The 24,756-nt window shown below is 65.0% G+C and carries 26 protein-coding genes; 15 read left to right on the plus strand and 11 right to left on the minus strand.

Features of this window, described 5'->3' with window-relative positions:
- Positions 1–25 precede the first annotated feature (25 nt).
- Both KTJ87_RS14870 and KTJ87_RS14875 read right to left on the minus strand, forming a co-directional pair.
- On the minus strand, positions 26–1,930 hold the full coding sequence (locus KTJ87_RS14870) for an FAD-binding monooxygenase (protein WP_267139925.1): 1,905 nt from the start codon (positions 1,928–1,930) through the stop codon (positions 26–28).
- 87 nt (positions 1,931–2,017) lie between these two features.
- Positions 2,018–2,821 (minus strand): hypothetical protein, encoded by an 804-nt coding sequence (locus KTJ87_RS14875; RefSeq protein WP_267139926.1) that lies wholly within the window; start codon positions 2,819–2,821, stop codon positions 2,018–2,020.
- A gap of 159 nt (positions 2,822–2,980) precedes the next feature.
- Between KTJ87_RS14875 and KTJ87_RS14880 the strand changes: the two genes are divergently transcribed.
- The 5 genes from KTJ87_RS14880 to KTJ87_RS14900 all read left to right on the plus strand — a co-directional run bounded on the left by KTJ87_RS14880 (position 2,981) and on the right by KTJ87_RS14900 (position 6,157).
- Positions 2,981–3,445: a lytic transglycosylase domain-containing protein gene (locus KTJ87_RS14880; protein ID WP_267139927.1), complete on the plus strand. Its 465-nt coding sequence runs from the start codon at positions 2,981–2,983 to the stop codon at positions 3,443–3,445.
- Positions 3,446–3,499: 54 nt separating this feature from the next.
- The gene (locus tag KTJ87_RS14885; RefSeq protein WP_267139928.1) at positions 3,500–4,288 is read left to right on the plus strand and encodes an exodeoxyribonuclease III; all 789 of its coding nucleotides are present in this window, start codon (positions 3,500–3,502) and stop codon (positions 4,286–4,288) included.
- Between the two features lie 109 nt (positions 4,289–4,397).
- Complete coding sequence (gene trxA / locus KTJ87_RS14890) at positions 4,398–5,303, plus strand: thioredoxin (protein WP_267139929.1); 906 nt, start codon at positions 4,398–4,400, stop codon at positions 5,301–5,303.
- 27 nt (positions 5,304–5,330) lie between these two features.
- Positions 5,331–5,966 carry an LON peptidase substrate-binding domain-containing protein gene (locus KTJ87_RS14895; protein WP_267139930.1) on the plus strand — a complete coding sequence of 212 codons (636 nt, stop codon included), beginning with the start codon at positions 5,331–5,333 and terminating at the stop codon, positions 5,964–5,966.
- A complete protein-coding gene (locus tag KTJ87_RS14900) occupies positions 5,963–6,157 on the plus strand; it encodes a Trm112 family protein (RefSeq protein WP_267139931.1) in 195 nt (64 codons plus the stop codon). The genes KTJ87_RS14895 and KTJ87_RS14900 overlap by 4 nt, the downstream gene beginning before the upstream one ends.
- A gap of 74 nt (positions 6,158–6,231) precedes the next feature.
- Here the strand turns inward: KTJ87_RS14900 and KTJ87_RS14905 are convergent, their stop codons facing one another.
- The 5 genes from KTJ87_RS14905 to rsfS form a co-directional block, all read right to left on the minus strand.
- The gene (locus KTJ87_RS14905) at positions 6,232–7,578 is read right to left on the minus strand and encodes a S41 family peptidase (RefSeq protein WP_267139932.1); all 1,347 of its coding nucleotides are present in this window, start codon (positions 7,576–7,578) and stop codon (positions 6,232–6,234) included.
- Between the two features lie 11 nt (positions 7,579–7,589).
- Positions 7,590–8,708, minus strand: coding sequence for a murein hydrolase activator EnvC family protein (locus KTJ87_RS14910; RefSeq protein WP_267139933.1), 1,119 nt, complete (start codon positions 8,706–8,708; stop codon positions 7,590–7,592).
- Positions 8,705–10,222: a 2,3-bisphosphoglycerate-independent phosphoglycerate mutase gene (gene gpmI, locus KTJ87_RS14915; RefSeq protein WP_267139934.1), complete on the minus strand. Its 1,518-nt coding sequence runs from the start codon at positions 10,220–10,222 to the stop codon at positions 8,705–8,707. The genes KTJ87_RS14910 and gpmI overlap by 4 nt, the downstream gene beginning before the upstream one ends.
- A 64-nt stretch (positions 10,223–10,286) precedes the next feature.
- The gene (rlmH, locus tag KTJ87_RS14920; RefSeq protein ID WP_267139935.1) at positions 10,287–10,757 is read right to left on the minus strand and encodes a 23S rRNA (pseudouridine(1915)-N(3))-methyltransferase RlmH; all 471 of its coding nucleotides are present in this window, start codon (positions 10,755–10,757) and stop codon (positions 10,287–10,289) included.
- Positions 10,757–11,128, minus strand: a complete 372-nt coding sequence (gene rsfS / locus KTJ87_RS14925) for a ribosome silencing factor (protein WP_267139936.1) — start codon at positions 11,126–11,128, stop codon at positions 10,757–10,759. Before rsfS ends, rlmH begins: the two co-directional genes overlap by 1 nt.
- 219 nt (positions 11,129–11,347) lie before the next feature.
- Here rsfS and KTJ87_RS14930 point away from each other — a divergent pair, with 219 nt between their 5' ends.
- Positions 11,348–12,199, plus strand: coding sequence for a YihY/virulence factor BrkB family protein (locus tag KTJ87_RS14930; protein WP_267139937.1), 852 nt, complete (start codon positions 11,348–11,350; stop codon positions 12,197–12,199).
- 45 nt (positions 12,200–12,244) lie between these two features.
- Here KTJ87_RS14930 and KTJ87_RS14935 read toward each other — a convergent pair whose 3' ends face one another.
- The gene (locus KTJ87_RS14935; RefSeq protein ID WP_267139938.1) at positions 12,245–13,072 is read right to left on the minus strand and encodes a response regulator; all 828 of its coding nucleotides are present in this window, start codon (positions 13,070–13,072) and stop codon (positions 12,245–12,247) included.
- A gap of 75 nt (positions 13,073–13,147) precedes the next feature.
- On the opposite strand from KTJ87_RS14935, the gene KTJ87_RS14940 reads away from it, so the two are divergent.
- The 5 genes from KTJ87_RS14940 to KTJ87_RS14960 are packed head-to-tail and all read left to right on the plus strand — an operon-like array spanning position 13,148 to position 17,302.
- On the plus strand, positions 13,148–13,333 hold the full coding sequence (locus tag KTJ87_RS14940) for a NepR family anti-sigma factor (protein ID WP_267139939.1): 186 nt from the start codon (positions 13,148–13,150) through the stop codon (positions 13,331–13,333).
- Positions 13,323–13,874, plus strand: a complete 552-nt coding sequence (locus KTJ87_RS14945) for an RNA polymerase sigma factor (RefSeq protein ID WP_267139940.1) — start codon at positions 13,323–13,325, stop codon at positions 13,872–13,874. Before KTJ87_RS14940 ends, KTJ87_RS14945 begins: the two co-directional genes overlap by 11 nt.
- Entirely contained in the window at positions 13,874–15,622 is a 1,749-nt protein-coding gene (locus tag KTJ87_RS14950) for a sensor histidine kinase (RefSeq protein WP_267139941.1), read from the plus strand. The genes KTJ87_RS14945 and KTJ87_RS14950 overlap by 1 nt, the downstream gene beginning before the upstream one ends.
- Positions 15,623–15,626: 4 nt before the next feature.
- Positions 15,627–16,595 (plus strand): amidoligase family protein, encoded by a 969-nt coding sequence (locus KTJ87_RS14955; protein WP_267139942.1) that lies wholly within the window; start codon positions 15,627–15,629, stop codon positions 16,593–16,595.
- Positions 16,592–17,302, plus strand: a complete 711-nt coding sequence (locus KTJ87_RS14960; protein ID WP_267139943.1) for a gamma-glutamyl-gamma-aminobutyrate hydrolase family protein — start codon at positions 16,592–16,594, stop codon at positions 17,300–17,302. Before KTJ87_RS14955 ends, KTJ87_RS14960 begins: the two co-directional genes overlap by 4 nt.
- Here KTJ87_RS14960 and KTJ87_RS14965 read toward each other — a convergent pair.
- The gene (locus KTJ87_RS14965; RefSeq protein WP_267139944.1) at positions 17,299–18,177 is read right to left on the minus strand and encodes a formate/nitrite transporter family protein; all 879 of its coding nucleotides are present in this window, start codon (positions 18,175–18,177) and stop codon (positions 17,299–17,301) included. The genes KTJ87_RS14960 and KTJ87_RS14965 overlap by 4 nt on opposite strands.
- A 101-nt stretch (positions 18,178–18,278) precedes the next feature.
- Between KTJ87_RS14965 and KTJ87_RS14970 the strand changes: the two genes are divergently transcribed.
- Positions 18,279–18,542 carry a DUF7218 family protein gene (locus KTJ87_RS14970; protein ID WP_267139945.1) on the plus strand — a complete coding sequence of 88 codons (264 nt, stop codon included), beginning with the start codon at positions 18,279–18,281 and terminating at the stop codon, positions 18,540–18,542.
- Positions 18,543–18,548: 6 nt separating this feature from the next.
- On the opposite strand, the gene KTJ87_RS14975 is transcribed toward KTJ87_RS14970, so the two are convergent.
- Complete coding sequence (locus KTJ87_RS14975; RefSeq protein ID WP_267139946.1) at positions 18,549–19,220, minus strand: FAD-binding oxidoreductase; 672 nt, start codon at positions 19,218–19,220, stop codon at positions 18,549–18,551.
- A 55-nt stretch (positions 19,221–19,275) separates the two neighbouring features.
- Positions 19,276–20,604 (minus strand): mechanosensitive ion channel family protein, encoded by a 1,329-nt coding sequence (locus tag KTJ87_RS14980; RefSeq protein ID WP_267139947.1) that lies wholly within the window; start codon positions 20,602–20,604, stop codon positions 19,276–19,278.
- 284 nt (positions 20,605–20,888) lie between these two features.
- Here KTJ87_RS14980 and leuC point away from each other — a divergent pair, with 284 nt between their 5' ends.
- From leuC to leuD, 3 genes are all read left to right on the plus strand, one after another.
- On the plus strand, positions 20,889–22,295 hold the full coding sequence (leuC, locus tag KTJ87_RS14985; RefSeq protein ID WP_267139948.1) for a 3-isopropylmalate dehydratase large subunit: 1,407 nt from the start codon (positions 20,889–20,891) through the stop codon (positions 22,293–22,295).
- Positions 22,296–22,364: 69 nt separating this feature from the next.
- Positions 22,365–23,912, plus strand: coding sequence for a sialate O-acetylesterase (locus tag KTJ87_RS14990; RefSeq protein WP_267139949.1), 1,548 nt, complete (start codon positions 22,365–22,367; stop codon positions 23,910–23,912).
- A gap of 17 nt (positions 23,913–23,929) precedes the next feature.
- On the plus strand, positions 23,930–24,535 hold the full coding sequence (leuD, locus tag KTJ87_RS14995) for a 3-isopropylmalate dehydratase small subunit (protein ID WP_267139950.1): 606 nt from the start codon (positions 23,930–23,932) through the stop codon (positions 24,533–24,535).
- Positions 24,536–24,756 lie beyond the last annotated feature (221 nt).

Below are 24,756 nucleotides of genomic sequence, written 5' to 3' on the forward strand. Positions count from 1 at the left end.
CCCGGCTTCGCGCCGGGGCCTTTTTTCATGCCGCGTCGCTTTGCGCCTCGGACTGCGGCAGGAAAATGCCGCCAAGGAAGGTTGCAAGTTCAGCGTGCGCGTCAAGCGGCAGGACATGCGCGACGTGCTGGTCGGGGCGCACGATCACCAGCGCTCCGCGCTTTCGGTCGATGCCGCGCGTGTCGTAGATGTCGGCGCGGGGATCGGCGCAGAACGCCTTTTCATAGTCGTGCAGGCCCAGCCGCCCCTTTGCCGGGAACAGCAGCGGTGGCAGATCGTTCACCGTCATCTCGCGGTGCGGTGTCTGGAACACGCCGCGCAGGTCGAACAGGTTGTCGATGTCCTGCCCCTCGGGTGTGTGCCGCAGCAGCGGCGAGCGGGGATCGGCTTGCAGGAAGTCGCACAAGGCCGTCAGGTCTCCGTCCCGCCCGGCAAAGGCGAACAGTCGCCAGCGCCCGTCCGCTGTGACCGTGTGGCCAAGGTGCAGCGGCTTGCCATCCGCCATGCGGATCACCGGGGCCGAGTGGAACCGCTTGCCGATGATGAACCCGCTGGCAAGGGTTTGGTGCGTGGCTTCGGCCGTCAGGCGCGAGGGCGCGTAACCCTCTTCCGTTCCGGCGGTGTATCGCCCGCTCTTGATGAAGTAGCGGCGGAAGGCGTCGGGATCGACGCCCGCTTCGGTGCCCGAGGCTGCGCGCTTGCTGATCATGCTGGCCCATTCGCGGTCGAAGTCGATCAGCGCCTGCGCGATGCCCTGCCGTTCGTCCGTATAGCTGTGCAGCAGGCTGGCATCCGCTTGCCCGCGCAGCACCGCCGCCAGCTTCCAGCCAAGGTTGAAGGCGTCGCGCATCGACACGTTCATGCCTTGCCCGGCCTTGGGGCTGTGGGTGTGGCAGGCGTCGCCTGCGATGAACACGCGCGGGGTGCGGGTTGGGGCCAGATCCTGCGGCACATCATCGAAGCGGTCACACAGGCGCTGGCCGATCTGGTAACAGGACCACCAGGCGACATCCTTCACCTCGAAGCGGTAGGGGCGAAAGATGCGCTGCGCCGCCGCGATCAGCTTGTCCGCCGTGATGTCACGGGCCGACACGCGCTCGTCCTCGCCCAGCTTGTCCAGTTCGACGTAGATGCGGGCGAGGTAACCGCCTTCGCGCGGGATCAGGACGATGTTGCCGTCCTGCGGCGACTGGATCAGCGCCTTGCGGCGGATGTCAGGGAAATCGGTGTCGCAAAGCACGTCCATCACGCCCCAGGCGACATTGGCCGAGTCGCCCCTAAGCGTCTGCCCGATGGCCGTGCTCACGCCGCTTCGGGCCCCGTCGCAGCCGACGACATACCGCGCGCGCACGGTTTCCGTCTGCCCGGCATGATCGGGGTCCGTGCGCTCCAGCGTGACGGTTACGGGATAATCGCCTGTCCCGATCTCCAGCCCGGCAAAGCGGCGGGAATAATTTGGCTCCATCCGGTGTGGGCTGTTGCGCATCACCTCGAGATAGCGGTCATGCACGCGCGCCTGGTTCAGGATGACATGCGGAAATTCCGAAAGCCCGTCCTCGGTATCGTCGATGATGCTGGCGCGGGCGATGCCGGTTCCGTCACCGTCCGGTCGCCAGAATGAGGTTTCGTTGACCCAATAGGCTTCGCGCAGCACCTCTTCGGCGAAGCCGAAGGCGTTGAACATCTCGACCGTGCGGCAGGCGATGCCGTCCGCTTGCCCAAGCTCCAGCGGGCCATCCTTTTGCTCGACGATGGCGGTGCGGATGCCGGGGAATTGCGCCATCTGCGCGGCCAGCGTCAGACCGGCAGGGCCGCAGCCGACGATCAGGACATCGACGTCGGCGGGCAGGGCGTCGTTCCGGTCGCCGTCGGGCATGGCTGGCGCAATACGAGGATCGCCCGCGCGAAAGCCGTTCAGATGGAATTGCATGGCGCTCCCTCCAATATGATAAGTAAACTTACTATATGGCCAAGCCCACGTCAACGGATTGATACGCGCACTTACAATGCCCGGAGATCAGTCTTCCAGAAAGCTGACCTCGCCCAGCCGCTCGTCCCGGTGCACCGAAATCTCATCGCCCTTGCGGAAAAAGCGGAAACAGCCGCCATAGGCGGTCAGAAGGCACAGGCGGCCGTCCGGTTCCAGCTCCCAGTCGCCGGAGATTTCGGTGATCTCTCCGTCCCGCACGATGTCGCCGGAGACGCCGCCGCTGCGGGTGAACAGCAGGTCCGCCGAGAACGCAGCACCGCCAAAGGCCAGCCGACGCTCGAACAGGATTTCCTCGACCTCGCCCGCGATCAGCGAATCGCGGGGCGGGCGCCCGGCGTCGGCCTGAGGGCCGCACAGGTCTGGCAGGGCCGAGATCGCGTCGCGCGACCCCGACAGCGGCGCAGTAAAGCTGAACGCATCGCTGCCCGAGCCAAGCGCCACCTTGGCGTCCGATCCGCCCATCAGTTGCTCGAGAAGGTCTGCATCGCGGTCCTGCCGCACCGGGGTCGAGAAATCGAAGTGGTCGGCATCGGCCAGCCGCCGCATCCGCAGGGTCACGGCGGGATTCTCGTCCACGGTCAGGCGAAGCTCGGGCGCGTCGTTGCCAAAGTCGCGCCCGGCAAAAGCGACGCGCAGGTGCAGCGGACCGCCAAGCGGCGCGCACGAGATCAGAAGACAGGTGTAATCGTCGTTCTCGTAATCGCTTCTGGGGCAGATGGCCGCCCCGCGCCCGCCGTCATGGGAATAGGTTTCCCACCGGGGCGCGTCATCTTCTTGCGCCAGCACGGGGCTTGTGGCGACGGCAAGGCTCAGGATCAAGGCTGCTCGCATGGCGACTCTCTTGTTTTGATCCCAAGCGTGCCCGATGCCAGCCCCCCGGATCAAGCGGCGATGGGCGAAACACCGCCAGACACTGCAACGCAAGGTTCCCCGAAGGCCAAACGCGCGGTAAATGCCATGAAGACAGTCATACCTCCGCCGGAGACATCCATGCGCGTTCTTGCCCTGCTGGCCTTGATCCTGTCGCTTGCCGCCTGCGGGTCCGGCCCCAAGCCTGCCGAGGTCAGTCGAGACGTGCCGCTCTATCCCGGAGAGACGCCCGAAATCCGCGTGCTGGTGAACAAGTACGCGGACCTCTACGAGGTGCCGCGCCCTTTGGTGCACCGGGTCATCCAGCGCGAAAGCGATTACCGCCCCGCCGCGCGCAACGGTCCCTACTACGGCATGATGCAGATCCTGCCGCAGACAGCGCGAACCATGGGCCATCGCGGCCCGCCGGAAGAGTTGTTGTCGGCGGACGAGAACCTGAAATGGGCGGTGAAATATCTGCGCGGGGCGTGGCTGGTGTCGGACGGCGACCACGATACCGCCGTCGGCTGGTACGCGCGCGGCTACTACTACGAGGCCAAGCGACGCGGGTTGCTGGTCGAGACGGGACTGCGCCCTGCGGGTTGATGGGGCAGGGGGCGGCGGTTAGGGTCGCGCGACCCTGACGCCGGAGCCTTTGCCATGACCTTTACCGTTGCCACCTGGAACATCAATTCGGTGCGCCTGCGGGCGGGGCTGGTCGAGCGTCTGCTGACCGAGGAGGCGCCGGACATCCTGTGCCTGCAAGAGTGCAAGTCCCCCGTCGAGAAGATGCCGTTCGACCAGTTCGCGGCGCTGGGCTACACGCACGCCGTCGCGCGCGGGCAAAAGGGCTACAACGGCGTTGCGATCCTGTCGAAGCTGCCGATCGAGGATGCGGGCCACCGCGATTTCGTTGGCAAGGGTGATGCCCGCCACGTCGCCGTACGGCTGGAGAACGGCGTGACGATCCACAACTACTACATCCCGGCGGGCGGCGACGTTCCCGACCGCGCGGTGAACGACAAGTTCGGCCACAAGCTCGATTTCCTGACCGAGATGCGCGACTGGTTCCACGGCGAGGCCCCGGCGAAATCCATCCTTGTCGGCGATCTGAACATCGCCCCGCGCGAGGATGACGTCTGGGGCCACAAGGAGCTGTTGAAGGTCGTCAGCCACACCCCGATCGAGGTCGAACACCTTGGCGCGGCGCAGGATGCGGGCGGATGGGTCGACGTGACGCGGCAGGACATCCCCGAGGGGCGGCTTTACAGCTGGTGGTCCTACCGCGCGAAGGATTGGGAAGCGGCGGACAAGGGGCGGCGGCTCGACCATGTCTGGGCCACATCCGATATCTCGAACGCGGCTCATGGCTCGCGCATCCTGAAAGCCGTGCGCGGCTGGGATGGCCCATCGGATCACGCGCCGGTCTTTGCGACGTTCGATCTGTAAATTCCCGCCCGCCGGACCTGCGCAGACGGGGTCGATGTTCTTCTGCCCCCTTCAACTTCGCGCGTTCGGCGATCATATAGGGGCGGACTTTGGTTCAAAGAGGTAAGCGATGCTGGAACTCGGCGGCGGCGCAGCGCAGGCACAAGACGATCTGGTCAAGGACGGGTCCGAAGCGACCTTCATGCAGGATGTGATCGAAGCCTCGAAAGAGGTGCCGATCATCGTCGATTTCTGGGCGCCCTGGTGCGGCCCCTGCAAGACGCTTGGCCCGATGCTGGAATCCGCCGTCAAGGGCGCGGCCGGCAAGGTGAAGATGGTCAAGATCAACGTGGACGAGGCGCCGCAGATTTCTGCGCAGCTTCGCATCCAGTCGATTCCGACCGTCTATGCCTTTCACGACGGCCAGCCGGTCGACGGATTTCAGGGCGCGGTCAGCCAGTCCGAGATCATGGCGTTCGTCCAGCGCCTGTCCGGCATGGCGGGGGATGGCGGTCTTGGTGAGGCGGTCGCCGCCGCAGAAGAGATGCTGGAACAGGGCGCCGTCGCAGACGCGATCGAGACTTTCGCCGCGATCCTGCAAGAAGACCCGCTGAACGCCGCTGCCTATGGCGGGATGGTGCGCGCGCATATCGCCGCAGACGATCTGGCGCAGGCCGAGGCGATCCTGAACGGCGCGCCGGTCGAGATTTCCAAGGCCCCCGAACTGGAAGCCGCGCATGCGCAACTGCAGCTCAAGAAGCAGGCGGCAGGCGTCGGCCCGGTGGGCGAGTTGACCGCCAAGGTCGAGGCGAACCCCGGCGATCTGCAGGCGCGGTTCGATCTGGCGCAGGCGCTTCAGGCGAGCGGGCGCACCGAAGAGGCCATCGACGAATTGCTCGAGGTGTTCCGCCGGGATCGCGAGTGGAACGAAGGCGCTGCAAAACAGCAGCTTTTCACCATATTCGACTCGCTTCCGGCCAAGGATCCGATCGTGCAGAAGGGCCGCCGCAAGCTGTCTTCGATGATATTTGCCTGATGCGTCCGGCGGCCTAGCTGCATGGGTATGTTGGCGGCGATAGACCTTCCCAAGACACTACCTGTATTTCCGTTGCCCGGGGCGCTGCTCTTGCCCCGGTCGCGGCTTCCGTTGCACATCTTCGAGCCGCGTTACCTTGCGATGCTGGACGACACGCTCAAGACCCAGCACCGGCTGATCGGCATGGTTCAGCCTTACGGGCAAAGCGGCGAGCGACTGCATTCCATCGGCTGCGCCGGACGTCTGACGGCGTTCTCGGAAACCGAGGACGGGCGCTACATGGTCACCCTGTCGGGCGCGTCGAGGTTCCGCATCCGGCAGGAGATTGACGGCTTCACCCCCTATCGGCGCTGCGATGTGACATGGGACGGGTTCGAGCGGGATCTTGGCGCGACCGAGACCGACGCCGGGTTCGACCGGTCGACCTTCCTGCCGCTTCTGGGCCGGTTCTTTGACGAACGCGGGCTCAAGACCGACTGGGAATCGCTGGAAGAAGCGGACGACGAGCTGTTGATCAACTCGTTGTCGATGCTGTGCCCCTTCGACCCCGAGGACAAGCAGGCGCTGCTTGAGGCGCCGTCGCTGTCCACGCGGCGAGAAACGCTGGTGACCTTGATCGAGTTTTCGCTGCGTGGCGGATCGAACGAAGAGATGATGCAATGACCGGCGACGCCCCGCGGGAACAGACCTATGATCGCCGGATGCTCGAAGCGCTGGTGTGCCCGCAGACGCAAGCGCCCCTGTCCTTCGACGCCGAGCGGCTGGAACTGGTGTCCAAGGCGGCACACCTGGCCTATCCGATCCGCAACGGCATCCCCGTGATGCTGATCGACGAGGCGCGCCAGCTGGATTGATCCTGCCCTGAAGACCCGCGCATGAAAAAGGCCCCTGCATTGGCAGAGGCCTTTTGTCGTTCTGCAAGTCCGCGTCAGTTCTCGTTGCGGGCCAGGGCCTTCAGGCCGTGCAGCAGGTCGATGGCATAGGCCAGCTGATAGTCTTCTTCACGCAGTTGGGCAGCCTCTTCGGCAGCGGCACGCTCTTCCTCGATCAGCTGGCGCTGGTCCTCGGACAGGCTGTCGTTGTCGAGGCTGCCGCGCAGGTCGGCTTCGGACCGGTTGCGGATCACCGACGAGGTTTCTTCTTCATCCTCTTCGGCCTCGGGGCGCGTGGGCGGCTGCTGCACCACGATGTCGGGCGACACGCCAAGCGCCTGGATCGAGCGGCCCGACGGCGTGTAGTAGCGCGCTGTCGTCAGGCGCATCGCACCATCGCCCCGCAGCGGCATGACCGTTTGGACCGAGCCCTTGCCAAAGGATTTCGTCCCCACGACGATGGCGCGGCGATGATCCTGAAGCGCGCCGGCGACGATTTCCGACGCCGAGGCAGAACCGCCGTTGATGAGCACCACCATAGGCGCGCCGTTCGCAAGATCGCCGACGGTCGCGTTGTAGCGCTCTCCGTCCTGGGCTTCGCGGCCACGGGTCGATACGATCTCGCCCGCGTCGAGGAAGGCGTCCGAGACGCGGATCGCCTGGGTCAGAAGCCCGCCGGGGTTGTTGCGCAGGTCAAGCACGAAACCTTCGACATTCTCCATCCCGCCAAGCTCGTCCACCGCGTCCTGAAGCTGCTGTTCGAGGTTGGAATAGGTCTGGTCGTTGAACGTGGTCACGCGCAGAACGACGGTCTTGCCCTCGGTCCGTGTGCGCACGGCGGTCAGCTTGATCGTGTCGCGGATGATGCTGACATCGAACGGCTCGTCCCGGCCTTCGCGCACCACGGTGATGACGATCTCGGAGCCGACCGGGCCACGCATCATCTCGACCGCATCGTCAAGCGTCAGGCCCAGCACCGACTCGCCGTCGACATGGGTGATGAAATCGCCCGCCTCGATCCCGGCCTGGTCGGCGGGGGTATCGTCGATGGGCGAGACGACCTTGACGAAGCCTTCTTCCTGCGTGACCTCGATGCCAAGGCCGCCGAATTCGCCGCGCGTCTGCACACGCATGTCCTCGGCATCGTCGGGCGCAAGGTAGCTCGAATGCGGATCGAGCGAGGTGAGCATGCCGTTGATCGCGGCCTCGATCAGCTCTTTCTCGTCCACTTCCTCGACATACTGGGCGCGAATGCGCTCGAAGATGTCGCCGAACAGGTCAAGCTGTTCATAGACCGACGCGTTGCGCTGGTTCTCCTGCGCGATCAGGGGGCCTGCCACCTGGGTCGTTGCCAGGGCACCGACCAAGGTTCCTCCCAGCGCGGCCATCACGAATTTTCTCATCGCATCCTCTCTCAGTCGATTGCGAACCACGTCGCCGGGTCCACGGCTGTCTTGCCTTGTCTCAGCTCAAGATAGAGCGTCTCGGTCAGGTCCGTGCCAGCCCCGTCGGACAAGATCGAGTCCGCCCCTGGCATCTCTCCGCCCATCATGCCCACGGGCGCACCGGCGGAAAGCACCTCTCCGACGTCACCATAGACATCCTGAAGCCCCGCGAACACCATCAGATATTCGCTGCCCGGCTCCAGTATCATCACATTTCCGTAGTCCAGAAGCGGGCCGCGATAGCGGATCGTCGCAGCCCAGGGGGTCGTCACCAGCGCCCTCGCCTGTGTTGCGATGACCAGTCCGGGGCGCGCGACGCCTGCGGCATCCGCCTCGTCAAAGCCGCGCAGCACGCGGCCTGTGACGGGCAAACGCAGTGTCCCGCGCGCCGAGGCGAAGTCGCGGATCGGGGTGTCTTGCGCCGCGCCGCCGACGTCGGCCAGTCCGCTTGCGAAGGCGGCCAGCGTCTCGCTGGAGTCGACGAGAGACCTGAGCGCCTCCGGGTCTTGCGTATAGCGCTTTGGCAGATCGCTGCGGTTGGACACGGCCTGCGCCAGTTGTGCGCGCGCGTCCTGCACCCCGCGCAGCCCGTCCTCCAGCGTCTTGGCGGCATTGAGTTGCAGCGCGCGCAGCAACACGACTTCTTCCAGTTCAGCGCGCAGGCGGTCGGCCTCGCGTGTCAGCGCGGGGGCGATGTCGGACACGATCATGCCCGACCGCGCCGTATCGACCGGCCCGCCGGGATGCAGAAGCAGCAGGGGGGCGGGCGTCGACTGGATGGATTGCAGGACACCCAGAAGGCGGGACAACCGTTCGCTTTCCGCGTCGAAACGGGCGCGGATGGCATCCTCGCGCAGCGACGCGCGGCGAAGGCCGTCGCGCAGGGCGCCAAGACCGTCCTCGAAGGCGCGGATCACGTCGGTCAGGGCGGCGACCCGGTCCTGCGCACTGTCGGCGGCATCCAGCGCCGCCTGCGCCTCGGACAGCGCACGCGCGGCGCGCTCTGCCGCCTCGGCCGGAGACTGGGTTTGCGCGGCGGCAGGAAGCGCGAGACCCAGCGCCAGCAGGAAGGCGCAAAAGCCCTTCATCGGCGGATCAGGCTTTGCCCGGTCATCTCGGGCGGCGGTTTGAGGCGCATCAACTCCAGCAGCGTCGGCGCCAGATCGGCCAGCCGTCCGGGCGCCAGCGACGCACCGGCGGGACCGCCAACCAGGATCACCGGAACCGGGTTCAGCGTGTGCGCCGTGTGCGGCCCGCCCGTCACCGGGTCGATCATCGTCTCGCAGTTGCCGTGGTCGGCGCAGACGATCATCGCCCCGCCTGCCGCCTCCAACGCGGCAGCGGCGCGCCCAAGCCCGTGGTCCACTGCCTCGCAGGCCTTGATCGCCGCGTCCAGATCGCCGGTATGCCCGACCATGTCGGGATTGGCGTAGTTCACCACGATCAGGTCATAGCCTTCCGCAATGGCGCCAACGAGCGCATCGCTGACCTCGCCCGCCGACATTTCCGGTTGCAGGTCATAGGTCGCGACCTTGGGCGATTTCGGCATCTTGCGATCCTCGCCCTCCTCGGGCGATTCCTTGCCGCCGTTCAGAAAGAAGGTGACGTGCGGATATTTCTCGGTTTCGGCGACGCGAAACTGGCGCAACCCGTGCTTTGCCGTCCATTCGCCAAGGGTGTTCACGATCTTCGCCTTGGGAAAGATCACGTCCATCACCTGCTCTAGCCGGTCCGAATACTGCACCATGCCGGTGACGACGGCCCAGTCGGGGCGGGGGGCGTCGAACTCGGCAAAACCGGGATCGACAAGCGCCGACAGGATCTCGCGGGCGCGGTCGGCGCGGAAGTTGATGAACAGAAGGCCATCGCCATCCTTGGGCGGCTGATACCCGTCGACCACCGCCGCGCGGATGAATTCGTCGGTCTGGCCATCGTCATGGGCCTGCGCGACCGCCTTGACGGCATCCGGCGCGCTGCGTCCCTTGCCGCTCAGCACAAGGTCGGCGGCTTCTTGCACGCGGTCCCAGCGGGTGTCGCGGTCCATCGCGTAGTAGCGGCCGATCAGCGTGCCGATCCGTGCGCCGTCCGGCAGGCCTTCCTGCAATTCGGCGATCTGTCCGGCGGCAGAGCTTGGCGCCACGTCGCGCCCGTCGGTGACTGCGTGCACCTGAACCGGCACGCCCGCCTGCGCGATGACCTTTGCGGCGTGTGCAATGTGGCGCTGGTGGCTGTGCACACCGCCCGGCGAGGCAAGCCCCATGATCTGCGCGGTGCCGCCCGATGCCTTCAGCGCGTCGATGAAGCGTGTCAGCGCGGGCCGGGTGTCGAAACTGCCGTCCTCGATCGCAAGGTCGATCTGGCCAAGGTCCATCGCCACGACGCGGCCCGCGCCGATGTTGGTATGTCCGACCTCGGAATTGCCCATCTGGCCGGTCGGCAGGCCCACGTCGGGGCCGTGCGTGACCAGCGTCGCGCTTGGGCATTCGGCCATCAGGCGGTCGTAGGTCGGGGTGTTGGCAAGGGCGGGCGCGTTGCCTTCAAGCCCCGGGCCGATGCCCCATCCATCCAGAATGCACAGGACGACTGGTTTGGGTGCGCTCATCCGGTGGCTCCTGTAAAGTTGCTGCATCGCTTCTAGCGCGCGGGGCAGCGCGGCGAAACCCGTCCTAGGCGCGGTGATAGGGGCTTCCGGCCAGGATCGAGGCGGCGCGGTAAAGCTGTTCGGTCAGCATCACCCGCACCAGCATGTGCGGCCAGACCATCCGGCCAAGCGAGATGGAAGCCTCGGCGCGGTCGCGCAGGGCGGGGTCGATGCCGTCGGCGCCGCCGATGACGAACGCGATCTCGCCGCGCGCCTCGTCGCGCCAGCGCGCCAGATCATCGGCGAATTCCGGCGACGACAGCGTTCGGCCCCGTTCATCGAGCGTGACAAGACGGGCGCCCTGCGGCAGCGCCTTGTCGATCAGCGCGGCCTCTGCAGCCATGCCGCCGCCCTTGCGATCGTCGACCTCGATGATGTTGAGCGGACCAAGACCAAGCGCCCGCCCGGTCCGGTCGAACCGGGTGGCATAGTCGTCGGCCAAAGCGCGTTCCGGGCCAGAACGCATCCGGCCCACCGCGCAGATGTGAACCCGCATCAGGCCTTGGTAAGCTTCGCCGCTTCGGCCGGAGTCATCCACATCTTTTCGAGCTGGTAGAAATCGCGCACCTCGGGCCGGAAGATGTGAACGATGGCGTCGCCCACGTCGATCAGCACCCAGTCACCCGACTCCTTGCCCTCGATCTTGCACGACCGCCCGAAATCCTGCTTGAGCCGGTCGGACAGCTTTTCCGACATCGACGCGACCTGCCGCGAGGAGCGGCCGGAGCAGATCACCATGTAGTCGGCCATCTCGGATTTACCGCGCAGGCTGATCGACACGATGTCTTCGGCTTTGTCGTCTTCGAGGGATTGAACGATGTGTTCAAGCAGCTCTTCGCTTGAGGGTTGCGCCATCTGGCCGCTCATTCGCGACTCCGGCACGGTCGTTCCACGGACCGTTTCTGCAATGTAAGACAGGACATTGTCCTCCAGTATGTTCACGCCACATGATCTGGCGCACTTTCCAGATAGCATCGGCGATATGAAATCTCAATGAAGCCGCTTCGCGTTTGCGCACAGCTGTGGTTTTCGGCGGGAACTGGCCCAATCTCCCGGGGCTTGTAGTGACGACACCGGAGGATCGATGTGAGCCCGAGCCATGCAAGACACCTTTTTTCCGAAGGCTACAGCATCTTCATCGACCGTGATCTGAGCCTCGTCGCCGCGGGCGTCGCGTTTTATTTCATGCTCTCGCTGTTTCCGGCAATCGCCGCCATTGTCGCACTTTGGGGGCTATTGTCCGATGCAGAGCAAGTGTCCGAGCAGATGGTGCTGATGCAGACGATTCTGCCCGCGCAGATTTTCGACCTTCTGGACATGCGGGTGCAGCAGCTTGTGTCGGCCGACACCGGATCGCTGGGATTCGCGGGTGCGCTGACCACGCTGATCGCCATTGTCACGGCGCGGCTGGGCGTCGCGGCGCTGATGCGGGCGCTGAACACCGTCTATGGCGGTGCGCGGCGTCACGGGGCCCGGCAGGCGCTGGTCGCCATCATGATCACCTTTACCCTGATCTCGCTGGGTCTGGTTGCGCTGGCAAGCGTGGTGGTCGCGCCGATCGCGGTCGCCTTGCTGCCCCTTGTCCCCGAGGCTGCCTGGCTGGTCGAGGTGGTGCGCTGGGCCGTTGCCGTTGCCGCTATGACGCTGGGCCTGTCGATCCTCTACCGCTACGGGCCGAACCATGACGGCGCGCGCGGGGCGTGGCTGTCCTATGGCAGCTTCTTTGCCTTCGCCGCCTGGCTGGCGTTGTCGGTCGGGTTGTCGATCTACCTGTCGAGCTTTCCGAGGTTCAGCCAGATCTACGGGTCCATCGGGGCGGCCGTGGCGTTGATGCTGTGGCTCTATCTGTCTGCGCTTGTGGTGCTTCTGGGGGCGGTGCTGAACGTCGTGGCCGCACGGGCGCGAAATCGCGGTTCGTTTGATGAAGCCCCGACATGAAAAGGCCCCGGACAATGCCGGGGCCTTTCAGAATGGCTATGCGGCTCAGGACGCCTTGTTGAGCGTCTCGGTTGACGAGAAGAACATCGCCTGGCTGACCGCGGAGCGCACCTGTTCCTCGGAATAGGGCTTGGAGATCAGGAAGGCGGGTTCCGGGCGCTCGCCGGTCAACAGGCGCTCGGGGAAGGCGGTTATGAAGATCACCGGCATGTCGCCGAACTGCTGATACAACTCGTTCACCGCGTCGATGCCGGATGAATTGTCGGCAAGCTGGATGTCGGCCAGCACGAGGTCGGGTTCGGTGCGCGACCCCATCTCGACCGCCGCGTCCTTGGTCCGCGCGATGCCGACCACGTCGTGGCCCATCTCGGAGACGATGGAATGCAGATCCATGGCGATGATAGCTTCATCCTCGATGATCATCACCTTGCCGGTGATCGAGGCTTCCATCTCCTGCAGCGCGATGTTGATAAGGCTTTCGGCCTCGCTCTCGGGGACGGAAATGATCTGCCCGATCTGCGGCACCTCGAAGCCTTCGATGGTGTGCAGCAAAAGCGCCTCGCGCGTGTTGGGAGTCAGCGCGCTGAGATGGTCGATCGCGGCCGCTTCGAGCCGCGACAGGGTCTCGTCGCTCTGGGCGACGGGAGTGCCCGTCGAGGCCCAGATCAGGTGGAACGCACGGAACAGGGCGACCTTGGTCGGCATTCCGGGTTCGAAGACGCTTGGATCTTCAAGGATCGCCTCGAGTGTTGCCGCAGCGTAACGGTCGCCACTTGTCTGACCGCCCGTAAGAGCGCGTGCGTAACGGCGCAGGTAAGGTAGGTGCGTGCCGATCTCGCTGGAAAGGTCGACGGTCGCGCTCTGATCGTTCATGATACCCTCAGGAAAATTTTCTCTGTTCCGTGGAACCAAACACTTGAGGCTCCAGTTGGTTCCCAGATTAAGGGAATGAAAGCAAATGCAGTGTTACAGCACGTGACGCAGGCTCGTGAAAAATCAAACATCCGCAGGCAGATCGATGAAAATCTGCGGCGGGTCTACGATGAAACCGTGACCGAAGATGTTCCGGACCGGTTCGTTCAACTGTTGCAGCAGCTCAAGCAGCAGCAGGGGGACAAGTCCGATGACTCGTGACCCGCGCGAAGAACTGATCGATCACCTCCCGGCGCTCCGGGCCTTCGCGATGAGCCTGACGCGAAGCCGAAGTGCGGCCGACGACCTGGTGCAGGATACCATCGAAAAGGCGTGGCGCAATCTGGACAAGTACGAGGTCGGCACGAACTTGCGCGCCTGGCTGTTCACGATCCTGCGCAATACGTTCTATTCCGGTCGCCGCAAGTCCAAGCGCGAGGTCGAGGATGTCGATGGCGTGATGGCGGCGTCGCTTGCCGAAAAGCCGCATCACGACGGACGTCTGGCGATGAACGACTTTCGCAACGCGCTTGAAAAGCTGCCCGACGAGCAGCGCGAGGCGCTGATCCTGGTCGGGGCCTCGGGCTTTACCTACGAGGAAGCGGCCGACATGTGCAATTGCGCGGTCGGAACGATCAAGAGCCGGGCGAATCGCGGGCGGAAACGTCTTGCCGAGTTGCTTCATCTGGGCGACGACGAAGACATGCTGATCTCGGATCATAACACGGCCGCGGTCCTGTCTTCGGGCAACAATGCCGCCTGATGCTTGGCGCGGGGGGTGGTCTTGACCAGCTGAACAGGCTGGGCTTCCGGCTGGTGGCGCTATTGTCCGTGGCGCTTCTACCGCTTGGGCTGATCGCCATCCTGCAGACCTACCGCGTCATCGACGAGGCGAACCAGCGGACCGAGGCCGCGCTGATCGGTGAAACGGTCGAGGCGGCATCCTACCAGCGCGAATTGATCCAGACCGCGATCGGGGCCGCCGAAGTTTTCGCGATCTCGATCGAGCAGTATCTGGTTGACCGGGCGACCTGTGACGAACCCTTCACCCAATTCGTCGACGCCAACCCCAGTTATGTCTTTGCGGGCTTCATCGAGGCGGACGGCACCTTGGCCTGTTCGTCTACCGGAGACCCGATCGACTTTACCGGCTACGCGGTTTGGGAGCAGTTCCGCCAGGACCAGACGCTGACCGTCAATGTCAGCCAGTCAGGCCGCGCCTCGGGTCTTCCGGTCGTGGTGGTGAATGTCCCTATCTTCGACGGTGATGAGTTTCGCGGCGGCGTGCCGATCTCGATCTCGCTGCAGACGCTCATGGACCGCTCGTTCGGCCGCGATGAGCGCAGTCGACCCGACGACGTCATCACGTTCAACGCGCGGGGTGATGTCCTGACCTCGGCGCGCGGCATCGACACGGTCAGCGAACGTCTGCCGGTCAATCGCTCGCTCGCGGCGCTGAACACGCAAGGCTCGGCCTCGTTTACCGATACCGTCGATAACGGAGAGGACCGGTTCTACACCGTCGTGCCGCTGATCGGAGACGCCGTCTTTGCGATGGCGGTCTGGCCGCAGCGGCTGTCCCCCGGGTATTCCGGGTCGATCCCGATGCCGACGCTCGCCTTTCCGATCCTGATGTGGCTGGCCAGCGTCGCCGTGGCCTATTTCGCGGTGCACCGGCTGGTGATCCGGCACGTCCGGCACCTGCGCCACCAGATCCGCGTGTTCTCGTCGGCGCGGCGCACGCTGCCCGATCCGGTGCCCGCCGACATGCCGTCCGAACTGCGCGAGGTCGCGGAAGCCTTCTACGCGATGACTGAACGGATTCTCGCGGACGAGGCCGACCTTGCCAATTCGCTGCACGACAAGAACGTGCTTCTGAAAGAGGTCCATCACCGGGTGAAGAACAACCTGCAGCTCATCACGTCGATGGTGAACATGCAGATCCGGCGCTGCGATTCCAACGAGGCCAAGGATGTGCTGCACCGTCTTCAGGACCGCGTGCTTGGCCTGTCGGTGATCCACCGCAGCCTGTATCACGCCTCGTCGCTGTCGAAGGTGCGGGCGGACATCCTTGTGCGCGAGATCGTCAATCAGCTGTTGATGCGCACGCTTGGACCAGACAGCGGCATCCGGGTGACGCATTCGCTGGACACCACGGTCCTGTATCCCGACCAGGCGGTTCCGCTGGCGCTGATGGCGAACGAGGCGATCACCAACTCGCTGAAATTCCTCGGGCGCCCCTCTGCCGACACCGATCCCTGGATCGACGTCAAGCTGCACCGATTGCAGGACGGCCGGGTGGAACTGGTGGTGCAGAACTCGACGGGCGAGCCGGTGGCGCAGACCATTGCCCGCGAGGGCTATGGCCTTGGCAGCCAGTTGATGCGCGCCTTCACCACGCAGCTTGGTGCCGAGCTGACCTCTGAAGAACTGGAGGACCGGTTCAGCCTGAGCCTTGTGTTCGAGATCGCCGATTTCGATCAGCCCGAGGACCGCAATGGCGGGGCCTGAGGCGATGGACTACGCAAGCCTTGTCCCGGCGCAGGGCACAGACGGCGCGGTCCGTAAGGTCGGTGTGGAAATCGAGTTCGGCGGCCTTGGCGAAACGCATGTGGCACGGATTGTCGTCGATGTTCTGGGCGGCGAGATCGACCATACCGGACCGCATGAATACCGGGTGCGCGGCACGTCCATCGGCGGCATCAAGGTGCTGCTGGACACCGCGCTTCGAGACAAGGCGGACAATCCGGTGGCCGAATGGGGGCTGAACGTCTCACGCGCCGTCGTCCCGGTCGAGATCGTGACCGAACCGCTCGACCCCGCCGATCTGCCGCAGCTCGACACGCTGCTGGCCCGTCTGCGCGGCGCCGGGGCGCTGGGCACCAAGGACGGAATGCTTCTTGGCTTCGGCACGCACCTGAACCCGTCGCTTGCGGGCGAGGATGCCGGGCACATCCTGCCGACGCTGCGCGCCTTTGCGCTGCTTGAGGACTGGCTGCGCGAGGCGGAACCGATCGATGCATCGCGGCGCGTGCTGCCGTTTGTCGATCCCTATCCGCGCCGTCTGGTCGATGCACTGGCCGAGGAAGCCGCGGCGGACTGGACGCTTGATCGCATGATTGCGGCCTACCTTGGCCTTGCGCCATCGCGGAACCATGCGCTTGACCTGTTGCCGGTGCTGCGGCACCTCGACGAAGACCGTGTCGTTGCCGCGCTTGGCAGCGACGCGCAGTCCGTCAGCGGGCGACCCGCCTTTCACTACCGTCTTCCCGACAGCCGCATCGACGAGGAAGGGTGGAGCCTTGCGCCCACTTGGAACCGCTGGTGCCTGATCGAACGGGTTGCGGCGGATCACGGCTTTGTCGCCGATCTTGCTGCCGCCTTTTGCGCGCACCGTGCCAGCCTGACGACCCTTCGCGGCGACTGGGCCCGGCAAAGCGGTGAGATGCTGACAGGTTGGCGCGCCCGCACCGAGGCGGCATGACCCGGCCGGTGATCGGTGTCACGACGTCCCGCAGGTCGGGCTGGCGCATCTTTCCGCTGGTCGCGTTCAACCTTTGGCTGGCCGGGGCGCGGGCAGTGCGCTGGCAGGCGGGCGGCGACGCCGACATCGGCAGCGTGGACGGCATCATCATCGGTGGCGGCGACGACATCTCGCCCGACCTTTACGGCGGAAAGCTGGTGAGCAGCGCGCGCCTAGACGCGGGCCGCGATGCGCTTGAGCAACGTCTGGTGAGTGAGGCGTTCGATGCGGGCAAGCCGGTGCTGGGCATCTGCCGCGGCGCCCAGATGCTGAACATCGCATTGGGCGGGACGTTGTGGCAGGACGCCTACGGCGTCTATACCGCCAGCGACCGCTACTGGACGGTGCTGCCGCGCAAGACCGTCTACATCGAGCCCGGCACGCGCCTGCACAAGATCGTCGGTCCGACGGACATGGTGGTGAACGCGCTGCACAGTCAGGCCGTTCAGGACCTTGGAAGCGGTCTGCGTGTCGCGGCGCGCGACAAGGGCGGCATGATCCAATCCGTCGAGCGGGTGCGTGATCCCTTTGCGCTGGGCGTCCAGTGGCATCCCGAACACCTGTTCTACGCCGGGCGGCAGCGCGCGATCTTCGCCGCGCTGGCCCTTGCCGCCAAGGCCTGCCGCGACGGCGCGCCGCAGGTCGAGGCTGCGGGGACGGTGGGCTAGCGGCGCTGCACCTCGTTCTTGACTTGCCCCCAGGCGAGAAGCGTGAACACCACGGTTCCGCCGACCACGTTGCCCGCAAACACCGGCACAAGGAACCCCGCGAACCCGTCGTAGAGCGGCATCGCTCCGGTCACGACAAGATACGCCATCTCGACCGCGCCCGCGACGACATGCGCGAAATCCCCGGCTGCGATGAGCCAGGTGAAGGTCAGGATCACGAAGAAGTTGGCGGCTGTGCCCGACGGCAGCATCCAGACGATCGCGGCGACGATGACCCCCGCCGGGATCGCCTTGAAGAACAGAACGTCCGGGTCGTAGCCAACGGCGTGCTCTGACAGCTGTGTGACGGTGGACAGGAAATCGGCGTCAAAGGTGGGCGTGTGCGCGATGAAGATCGCCGCGATGAAGGCGCCCACCATGTTGGACAGGAACACCACGCCCCAAAGCTGCGCCGCCCTGCCGACGCTCCGCAGGCAGAAGTCGTTGATGACCGGCAACACGGTGGTGATCGTGTTCTCGGTGAAAAGCTGCATCCGCCCAAGGATCACGACGAGGAACCCGAAGGAATATCCCAGGTTCTCGACCAGCGGGCGCCATGCAGTGTCGGGAAGTTGATCCCGGAACACCGCTTCGCCCAGCACCGACAGGCTGATGAAGATACCCGCCGCCAGACCTGAATAGATCAGCGACTGCACGGGGCGGTGCAGTTCTTCCACGCCGTCGCGGCGGATCACCTCGTAGATCAGAACGGCGCTCAGCCGCGAGGCGTCCTGCACATCCTTTTCATCCGTGGAACTGTCGACGGCATTGTTGCCGTTATGCTGATCCGCGACGGGGATTTCCTTGTCTGCGCGGCTGAAATTCGTCTGGTCCATGGTTAGGGAACCCTTTTCGCTTGCGGTCCGTTCCGCCGCTCTACGGAACCGTGAAGGCGGTGCGCCGGTTCTTGGGTCAGGCGACCGGAAAGGAGAGGCGAATGACCAAATCGCATGGCCCCGCCATCAAGGATGACAAGACCTACGACGCCCTGCGCAAGGATGGCCGGTCAAAGGAAGCCGCCGCGCGGATCGCGAATGCGCAGGCGAACGACACGCAATCGCCCTCGGTAAAGGGCGGAGAGCATCCACCCTATGACGATTGGACCAAGGACGATCTCTATGCCCGCGCGCAAGAACTGGGCGTCGACGGGAGGTCGGACATGACCAAGGATCAGTTGATCGCCGCCTTGCGTCGTCGTTGAGGCGGTTTACCCAAGATCCTCGTGCACGATCTTGGCTTCGGGCACGCCGAGGTCGGTCAAGGTCGCCGAGATGTCCTTGACCATCTGTTTTGGTCCGCAGATGTAGAAATACTGTTCCCACTCGGCGACCGTCTCGCGCAGCAGGTCCTTGTCGATCTGGCCGCTGCGGAACCGGGTCTTGTCTTCGTCCGTGAGCGTGAACAGGACGCCAAGGCCCTGCATCGCTTCCCATTCCTTTTGCAGGATGATGTCGGCCTCGGTCTTGTTGGAAAAGATCAGCGTGCAGGGGTTCAGCTTGCCCGCCTTGTCCCGCGCGCGCAGGATCGAGATGAAGGGCGTGACCCCGGCGCCGCCCGCGATGAACACGCCGTCGCCCTTGTCCTCGATGGCGCCCCAGGCATCCTCGATCAGCACGGTATCGCCCTTGGTCAGCTTGCCGATCTGTTCGGTCACGCCGTCATGCGAGGGGTAGCTCTTGATGGTGAATTCAAGGAAATCGTCCCCCGGCAGCGAGGTGAAGGTGAACGGGCGCTGTTCGTCGCGCCAGCCGTCCTTGTCGACAGCCAGTTCCGTCGCCTGTCCCGGCGTGAAGTCATAGCCTGCGGGCTTGTCGAAGCGCAGGCGGTTCACGTCGTGTGTCACCGGCTCGATGCTGTGCAGCGTGAGCGTATGGGTCATCTGGTGCTCCTGTCTGGTTGGCGAACCAACCGGCCAGGGCGCGCAAGGGTTCCGATCAGTCCGGCGGGGCCCCTGTGGCAAGTTGACTGCCCTCCAGCATCTTCACCTCGCGTTGCGGGAACGGGATCGAGATGCCGTGCTCTCGGAACGCATCCCACAAGGCAAGATAGACGTTGCCCCGGATATTGGTCAGGCCCTGCGTCGGATCGCGGATCCAGAAGCGCAGGATGTAGTCGACCGAGCTGTCGCCGAACCCGACGATATGGCAGACTGCGGGACGGTCTGTCAGCACGCGGTTGACGCTGCTCGCCGCCTCGACGGCGACCTTGCGCACCAGATGCGGATCGTCCCCGTAGGCGGTGCCGAAGAAGATGTCGAGCCGCACGAAATCGTTGGAATGCGACCAGTTCACCACCTGTCCGGTGATGAGGTCCTCGTTCGGGATCAGGTATTCCTTGCCGTCCCGCGTGGTGATCGAGACATAGCGAGCGCCCAGCGCGTTGATCCAGCCGAACGTCTCGCCCAGCGAGATCACGTCGCCGGGCTTGATCGACCGGTCGAGCAGCAGGATCACGCCCGACACAAGGTTCGACACCACCTTTTGCAGACCGAACCCAAGCCCGACGCCGATGGCCCCCGACAGCACCGCCAGCCCCGTCAGGTCGAACCCCACCGCCTTGAGCCCGATGAAGAAGGCGGCGGCATACAGGCCGATCTGCAGCATCTTGACCATCAGCACCTGCATCGACGGGCTGATCGCCTCGTTCGAGCGGATGCGCGCTGAGGTGGTCGTGGACACGATCCGCGCCAGCGTGAACAGAAGGCCGGTGACGACCGCCGCCTTCAGAAGTGTAAGCGCGGACAGGCGGAACTCGCCAAATTCCACGGCCAGCCCGTCGAGGATCGCGGTCATCTCGTCGACAAGGCCGGTGTAGTAGACGATCACATAGGCCCAGAGCCCCCAGCGCACGACGCTGCGCAGGGCCGGGTTGCGGACCAGCCGAGTGGCAAAGACCACCAGCAAGAGGGCCAGCGCAATGGTCGCCACCAGTTCCAGAAGATAGCTGCGCGAGGGAAAGGCGTGAATCGCCTGCATCGTCCAGGTCGCGATCCAGGACAAGGCGACGAAAAAGATCAGAAGCAGCCGACGATCGAAGGTCAGCGCCGCCCGCAGGCGCCACATCTGCCAGCCTTCGCGCGTGCGCAGCCATTCGCGGTAGCGCGGTGAGATCGCCATCTTGAGCAGGTAGGCCGCGACAAGGCATCCCACGAGAATCGCAAGCTGGACAAGGCGCGAGGGCAGCAAGAGGTTGCGCGCCTGGCTTTCGATCATGCCCGCCAGCGCGACCAGTTGCGCCAGGATCGCCTGAATTTCGCCGTCCATTCTCGTTGCCCTAACCTGCGGTTCCTGCCCTGCCTGCCCCCAAGGATGTGCGATGCTACGGGGCCTCGGCAAGCTGCCCCTCGTCCGTGACGCTTGATCGCGCCCCCGCGAAGGAGTATCGCAACGCATCATGGAACGGATTTTCGATCTCGACGACCACGCTCGGCTGCCCTGGCGGTTTTTCGGCGCGTCGCTGACGGTGCTGGCCAGCCTATAGGGCATGGCCATCGGCGCTGACGCGCCCGTTCCCCTGTTTTCCAAGATATACCCCGGGAGAGGACCACATGACCGCCCCGAAGACGCTCTACGACAAGATCTGGGATGCCCATGTCGTGCATCAGGCCGACGATGGCACCTGCCTTCTGTATATCGACCGTCACCTCGTGCACGAGGTGACGAGCCCGCAGGCCTTTGAAGGGTTGCGGATGACGGGTCGCAAGGTGCGTGCGCCCGAAAAGACCATCGCGGTGCCGGATCACAACGTGCCCACCACGCTGGACCGCGCCGAGGAGATCAAGGACGAACAGTCCCGCATCCAGGTCGAGGCGCTGCGCAAGAACGCCCGCGATTTCGGCGTCGAGATGTATGATGTCGATGATGTCCGCCAGGGCATCGTTCACATCATCGGCCCCGAACAGGGCTGGACCCAGCCGGGCATGACCATCGTCTGCGGCGACAGCCACACCGCCACGCACGGCGCATTCGGTGCGCTGGCGCATGGCATCGGCACGTCCGAGGTGGAACATGTGCTGGCCACCCAGACGCTGATCCAGAAAAAATCCAAGAACATGCTGGTGAAGGTCGAGGGCGAATTGCCGCCCGGTGTCACTGCCAAGGACATCACCCTGACGGTGATCGGTCGCACCGGCACGGCGGGCGGCAACGGCCATGTGATCGAATACGCCGGGTCCGCGATCCGTGCGCTGTCGGTCGAGGGCCGGATGACGGTCTGCAACATGGCCATCGAGGGCGGCGCGCGTGCTGGCCTCATCGCGCCCGATGAAAAGACCTTTGCCTACGTCAAGGGCCGCCCGCACGCGCCCAAGGGCGACGCGTGGGAGGACGCGCTGGCCTACTGGAAGACGATGACCTCGGACGAGGGCGCGCATTACGACAAGATCATCGAGATCGACGCCTCTGAAATCGTGCCTGTCGTGACATGGGGCACCTCGCCAGAGGACGTGCTGCCGATCACTGGGGTCGTGCCGTCGCCGTCCGATTTCACCGGCGGCAAGGTCGAGGCTGCCAAGCGGTCGCTCGACTACATGGGTCTGACACCGGGGCAGAAGCTGTCCGAGATCGAGATCGACACGGTGTTCATCGGGTCCTGCACCAATGGCCGGATCGAGGATCTGCGCGAAGTTGCCAAGGTCATGGAAGGCAAGAAGGTCAAGGCCGGCCTGCGCGCGATGATCGTTCCGGGATCGGGCCTTGTCCGTGCCCAGGCCGAGGAAGAGGGTATCGCGCAAAAGCTGCAGGAGGCCGGGTTCGAATGGCGCATGGCGGGCTGTTCGATGTGCCTTGGCATGAACCCCGACCAGCTGGCCGAGGGCGAGCGTTGCGCGTCCACCTCGAACCGCAACTTCGAGGGGCGGCAGGGCTACAAGGGCCGGACGCACTTGGTCTCGCCCGGCATGGCCGCCGCCGCAGCGATCACGGGGCGCCTGACCGACGTGCGCGATCTGGCATAGGCGCGGTGCGGGGGCGGCTGGATCGCCCCCGCTGCTTGCCCGCCCCGTCGCATTGACCGGAGACGAAAGTTGAAGACCACCGAACCCCGCGACGTCGTCGTGTTGGCTGGAGACGAGGCGCTGCTTGGGCGGCCCGCGTCTGTCGCCGACCTGTCGGCGTGGCAGGACCGGGTGGCGGGCACCGAAGTTTGGGCTGACGGTGGATGGGGGCCGATGTTCGCGGCCCCGGCGGTGTTCGTCGGGCCAGAGCTTGCGCTGGCCGAATTGCACGCCACCGAGACCGCGCGCCCTCTTGGAATCCTCAAGATGGCGGTCCCAGGGTCTTCGCTGACCGGCGACTGGCATGGCCAGACCACCAGCGATCTGCTCGACCGGCTGGTCGGCAAGCTGCGCGCGGTCATGCATGACGGGCCTGTGCGGGTGCGCGGCCTCATCTGGTATCAGGGCGCCGCCGACCTGACCGACAATCGCAAGGCGCGGGTCTACGACACCTGGCTTGGCCGGATGATCGCGCGGCTCCGCGCCGCTGTCGGGGTGCCGGACCTTCCGGTCCTGACCGTGGTTCCCCCTCGGCAAGACGGCGAGACCGCGGCGCGCACCGCGCTGCGCCGCGCGCTGTCGCGGCAGGGGGATGGGCGGTTTCCCATTGCGGCGGGAGCGCCGGTGGAAGACGACGGCTGCCTGCCTGCCGCAGGGCTCGCCAGTCTTGGCCGCCGCGCGGGGCACCTTCTGCTCGGGCTGGACGGCGCCGTGCCGGGCGCGGACCGTCAGCGGCGCTGGCTGTGGAACGACGACAGGCACCAGGTCTGGATCGAGGGACCGCACCTGCGCCCCGGTGCGGCGCTGGTCACCTTTCCCTTTGTCTCGGCGGGTGACGGGTTCAACGATCCTGCCTATGCGCAAAGCCTTGCCGTCTCGCGCGGTCTGACGTCGATCCATTTGCGCGCGTCCCGAAACGACTGGTTCCAGACCGACAGTTTTGCCGCGATGGCGCAGGCGATCCGCGCGGCGATTCCGAACGATACGCGCCTTGTCACCTACGGCAGCAGCATGGGCGGTTTCGGCGCACTTCTGTTTTCCGGGGCGCTGCGGGCCGAGCGGGTGATTGCCATCGCCCCGCAAGTGTCGATCGACCGCGCCGTGGTTCCGTTCGAAAACCGCTGGAGCCGCGCTGCCGCCGAGATCGGGCCGTTTCGTCACCGGCTGGCCGACCACGTTGCACGGGACGGGCAAAAGCTGATCCTCTACGATCCGCTTTCCGATGACGCAAAGCACGTCGCGCTGATGCCGAAGGATCGCGGGATCGCGCATTTGCGCCTGCCGTTCGCGGCGCATCACGTTGGCGAGTATCTCGCCGAGACCAACGCTCTCGAGATGCTGGTGCAGGATGTTCTGGGACAGGGGCCAAAACCCCGCGCCATCCTGCGCCGGGTCCGGATCAACCGCCGACGAAGCAAGTTCTACTGGCAGGGACGGGCGGATGCGCTGGCCGCGCGGGGCCATCCCATGGCCGAGCATGCCATTGCCCGGCTCGAAGACCTTGGCAGTTCCGACCGAAAACTGCGCACCCTGCGCGAGACCCTTAACAAGACGCGCGGCGCACCCGCCGCACACTGAACGAAAGAAGGACGGACATGGAAAAGTTCACCACCCTCACCGGCATTGCGGCGCCCTTGCCGCTGGTCAACATCGACACCGACATGATCATCCCCAAGCAGTTCCTGAAGACCATCAAGCGGTCGGGGCTGGGGGTGAACCTGTTCGACGAGATGCGGTATGAGCGCGACGGAAGCGAGAAGCCGGATTTCGTGCTGAACCAGCCTGCTTACCGCGACGCGGAAGTTCTGGTCGCGGGCGAGAATTTCGGCTGCGGGTCGAGCCGGGAACATGCGCCCTGGGCGATCAAGGATTTCGGCATCCGCTGCGTGATCGCGCCCAGCTTTGCCGACATCTTCTTCAACAACTGCTTCAAGAACGGCATCCTCCCGATCGCGCTGCCGCAAGAGACGGTCGACATCCTGATGAAGGACGCCGAGAAGGGCGCGAACGCCCGGATGACCGTGGACCTTGAAAACCAGCAGATCACCACCTCGGACGGGCAGATCTTTGCCTTCGACGTCGATCCGTTCCGCAAGCACTGCCTGATGGAGGGCCTCGACGACATCGGCCTGACGATGGAACGCGCGCCGGACATCGACGCCTACGAAAAGCGTCTGGCCGCGGAACGCCCCTGGGCCTGATGCTGCCTTAATTCGGGCAGCGCCACACAAGATATAGCGGCTCCCCGGTCGGGGGGCGCTAACCCACCAAAGTGTTGATGCAAAGCGGCACCACTTTCCCCCTTAAAAGACGTCCCTGCATTTTCACGCTGCCCCAAAGGCTTGCCGGGGGAAGTGAATGTGGGCAGGATTGTGACCAATATGAGGCAGTCCGCCAATCCCGGCGGCATCAAATTGGAACA

The sequence above is a fragment of the Anianabacter salinae genome, from assembly GCF_019061145.1.
GTDB classification, from domain to species: Bacteria; Pseudomonadota; Alphaproteobacteria; order Rhodobacterales; family Rhodobacteraceae; genus Anianibacter; species Anianibacter salinarum.

Bases quoted from the DNA above. Each gene is read 5' to 3' on its own strand.
- KTJ87_RS14880 (WP_267139927.1), top strand. From the start codon at position 2,981: ATGCGCGTTCTTGCCCTGCTGGCCTTGATCCTGTCGCTTGCCGCCTGC.
- KTJ87_RS14980 (WP_267139947.1), bottom strand. From the start codon at position 20,604: ATGGACGGCGAAATTCAGGCGATCCTGGCGCAACTGGTCGCGCTGGCG.
- KTJ87_RS14870 (WP_267139925.1), bottom strand. From the start codon at position 1,930: ATGCAATTCCATCTGAACGGCTTTCGCGCGGGCGATCCTCGTATTGCG.
- KTJ87_RS14945 (WP_267139940.1), top strand. From the start codon at position 13,323: ATGACTCGTGACCCGCGCGAAGAACTGATCGATCACCTCCCGGCGCTC.
- gpmI (WP_267139934.1), bottom strand. From the start codon at position 10,222: ATGAGCGCACCCAAACCAGTCGTCCTGTGCATTCTGGATGGATGGGGC.
- trxA (WP_267139929.1), top strand. From the start codon at position 4,398: ATGCTGGAACTCGGCGGCGGCGCAGCGCAGGCACAAGACGATCTGGTC.
- KTJ87_RS14905 (WP_267139932.1), bottom strand. From the start codon at position 7,578: ATGAGAAAATTCGTGATGGCCGCGCTGGGAGGAACCTTGGTCGGTGCC.
- KTJ87_RS14955 (WP_267139942.1), top strand. From the start codon at position 15,627: ATGGACTACGCAAGCCTTGTCCCGGCGCAGGGCACAGACGGCGCGGTC.
- KTJ87_RS14960 (WP_267139943.1), top strand. From the start codon at position 16,592: ATGACCCGGCCGGTGATCGGTGTCACGACGTCCCGCAGGTCGGGCTGG.
- leuD (WP_267139950.1), top strand. From the start codon at position 23,930: ATGGAAAAGTTCACCACCCTCACCGGCATTGCGGCGCCCTTGCCGCTG.
- KTJ87_RS14900 (WP_267139931.1), top strand. From the start codon at position 5,963: ATGACCGGCGACGCCCCGCGGGAACAGACCTATGATCGCCGGATGCTC.
- leuC (WP_267139948.1), top strand. From the start codon at position 20,889: ATGACCGCCCCGAAGACGCTCTACGACAAGATCTGGGATGCCCATGTC.
- KTJ87_RS14935 (WP_267139938.1), bottom strand. From the start codon at position 13,072: ATGAACGATCAGAGCGCGACCGTCGACCTTTCCAGCGAGATCGGCACG.
- KTJ87_RS14885 (WP_267139928.1), top strand. From the start codon at position 3,500: ATGACCTTTACCGTTGCCACCTGGAACATCAATTCGGTGCGCCTGCGG.
- rlmH (WP_267139935.1), bottom strand. From the start codon at position 10,757: ATGCGGGTTCACATCTGCGCGGTGGGCCGGATGCGTTCTGGCCCGGAA.
- KTJ87_RS14970 (WP_267139945.1), top strand. From the start codon at position 18,279: ATGACCAAATCGCATGGCCCCGCCATCAAGGATGACAAGACCTACGAC.
- KTJ87_RS14910 (WP_267139933.1), bottom strand. From the start codon at position 8,708: ATGAAGGGCTTTTGCGCCTTCCTGCTGGCGCTGGGTCTCGCGCTTCCT.
- KTJ87_RS14940 (WP_267139939.1), top strand. From the start codon at position 13,148: ATGAAAGCAAATGCAGTGTTACAGCACGTGACGCAGGCTCGTGAAAAA.
- KTJ87_RS14875 (WP_267139926.1), bottom strand. From the start codon at position 2,821: ATGCGAGCAGCCTTGATCCTGAGCCTTGCCGTCGCCACAAGCCCCGTG.
- rsfS (WP_267139936.1), bottom strand. From the start codon at position 11,128: ATGAGCGGCCAGATGGCGCAACCCTCAAGCGAAGAGCTGCTTGAACAC.
- KTJ87_RS14895 (WP_267139930.1), top strand. From the start codon at position 5,331: ATGTTGGCGGCGATAGACCTTCCCAAGACACTACCTGTATTTCCGTTG.
- KTJ87_RS14975 (WP_267139946.1), bottom strand. From the start codon at position 19,220: ATGACCCATACGCTCACGCTGCACAGCATCGAGCCGGTGACACACGAC.
- KTJ87_RS14950 (WP_267139941.1), top strand. From the start codon at position 13,874: ATGCTTGGCGCGGGGGGTGGTCTTGACCAGCTGAACAGGCTGGGCTTC.
- KTJ87_RS14965 (WP_267139944.1), bottom strand. From the start codon at position 18,177: ATGGACCAGACGAATTTCAGCCGCGCAGACAAGGAAATCCCCGTCGCG.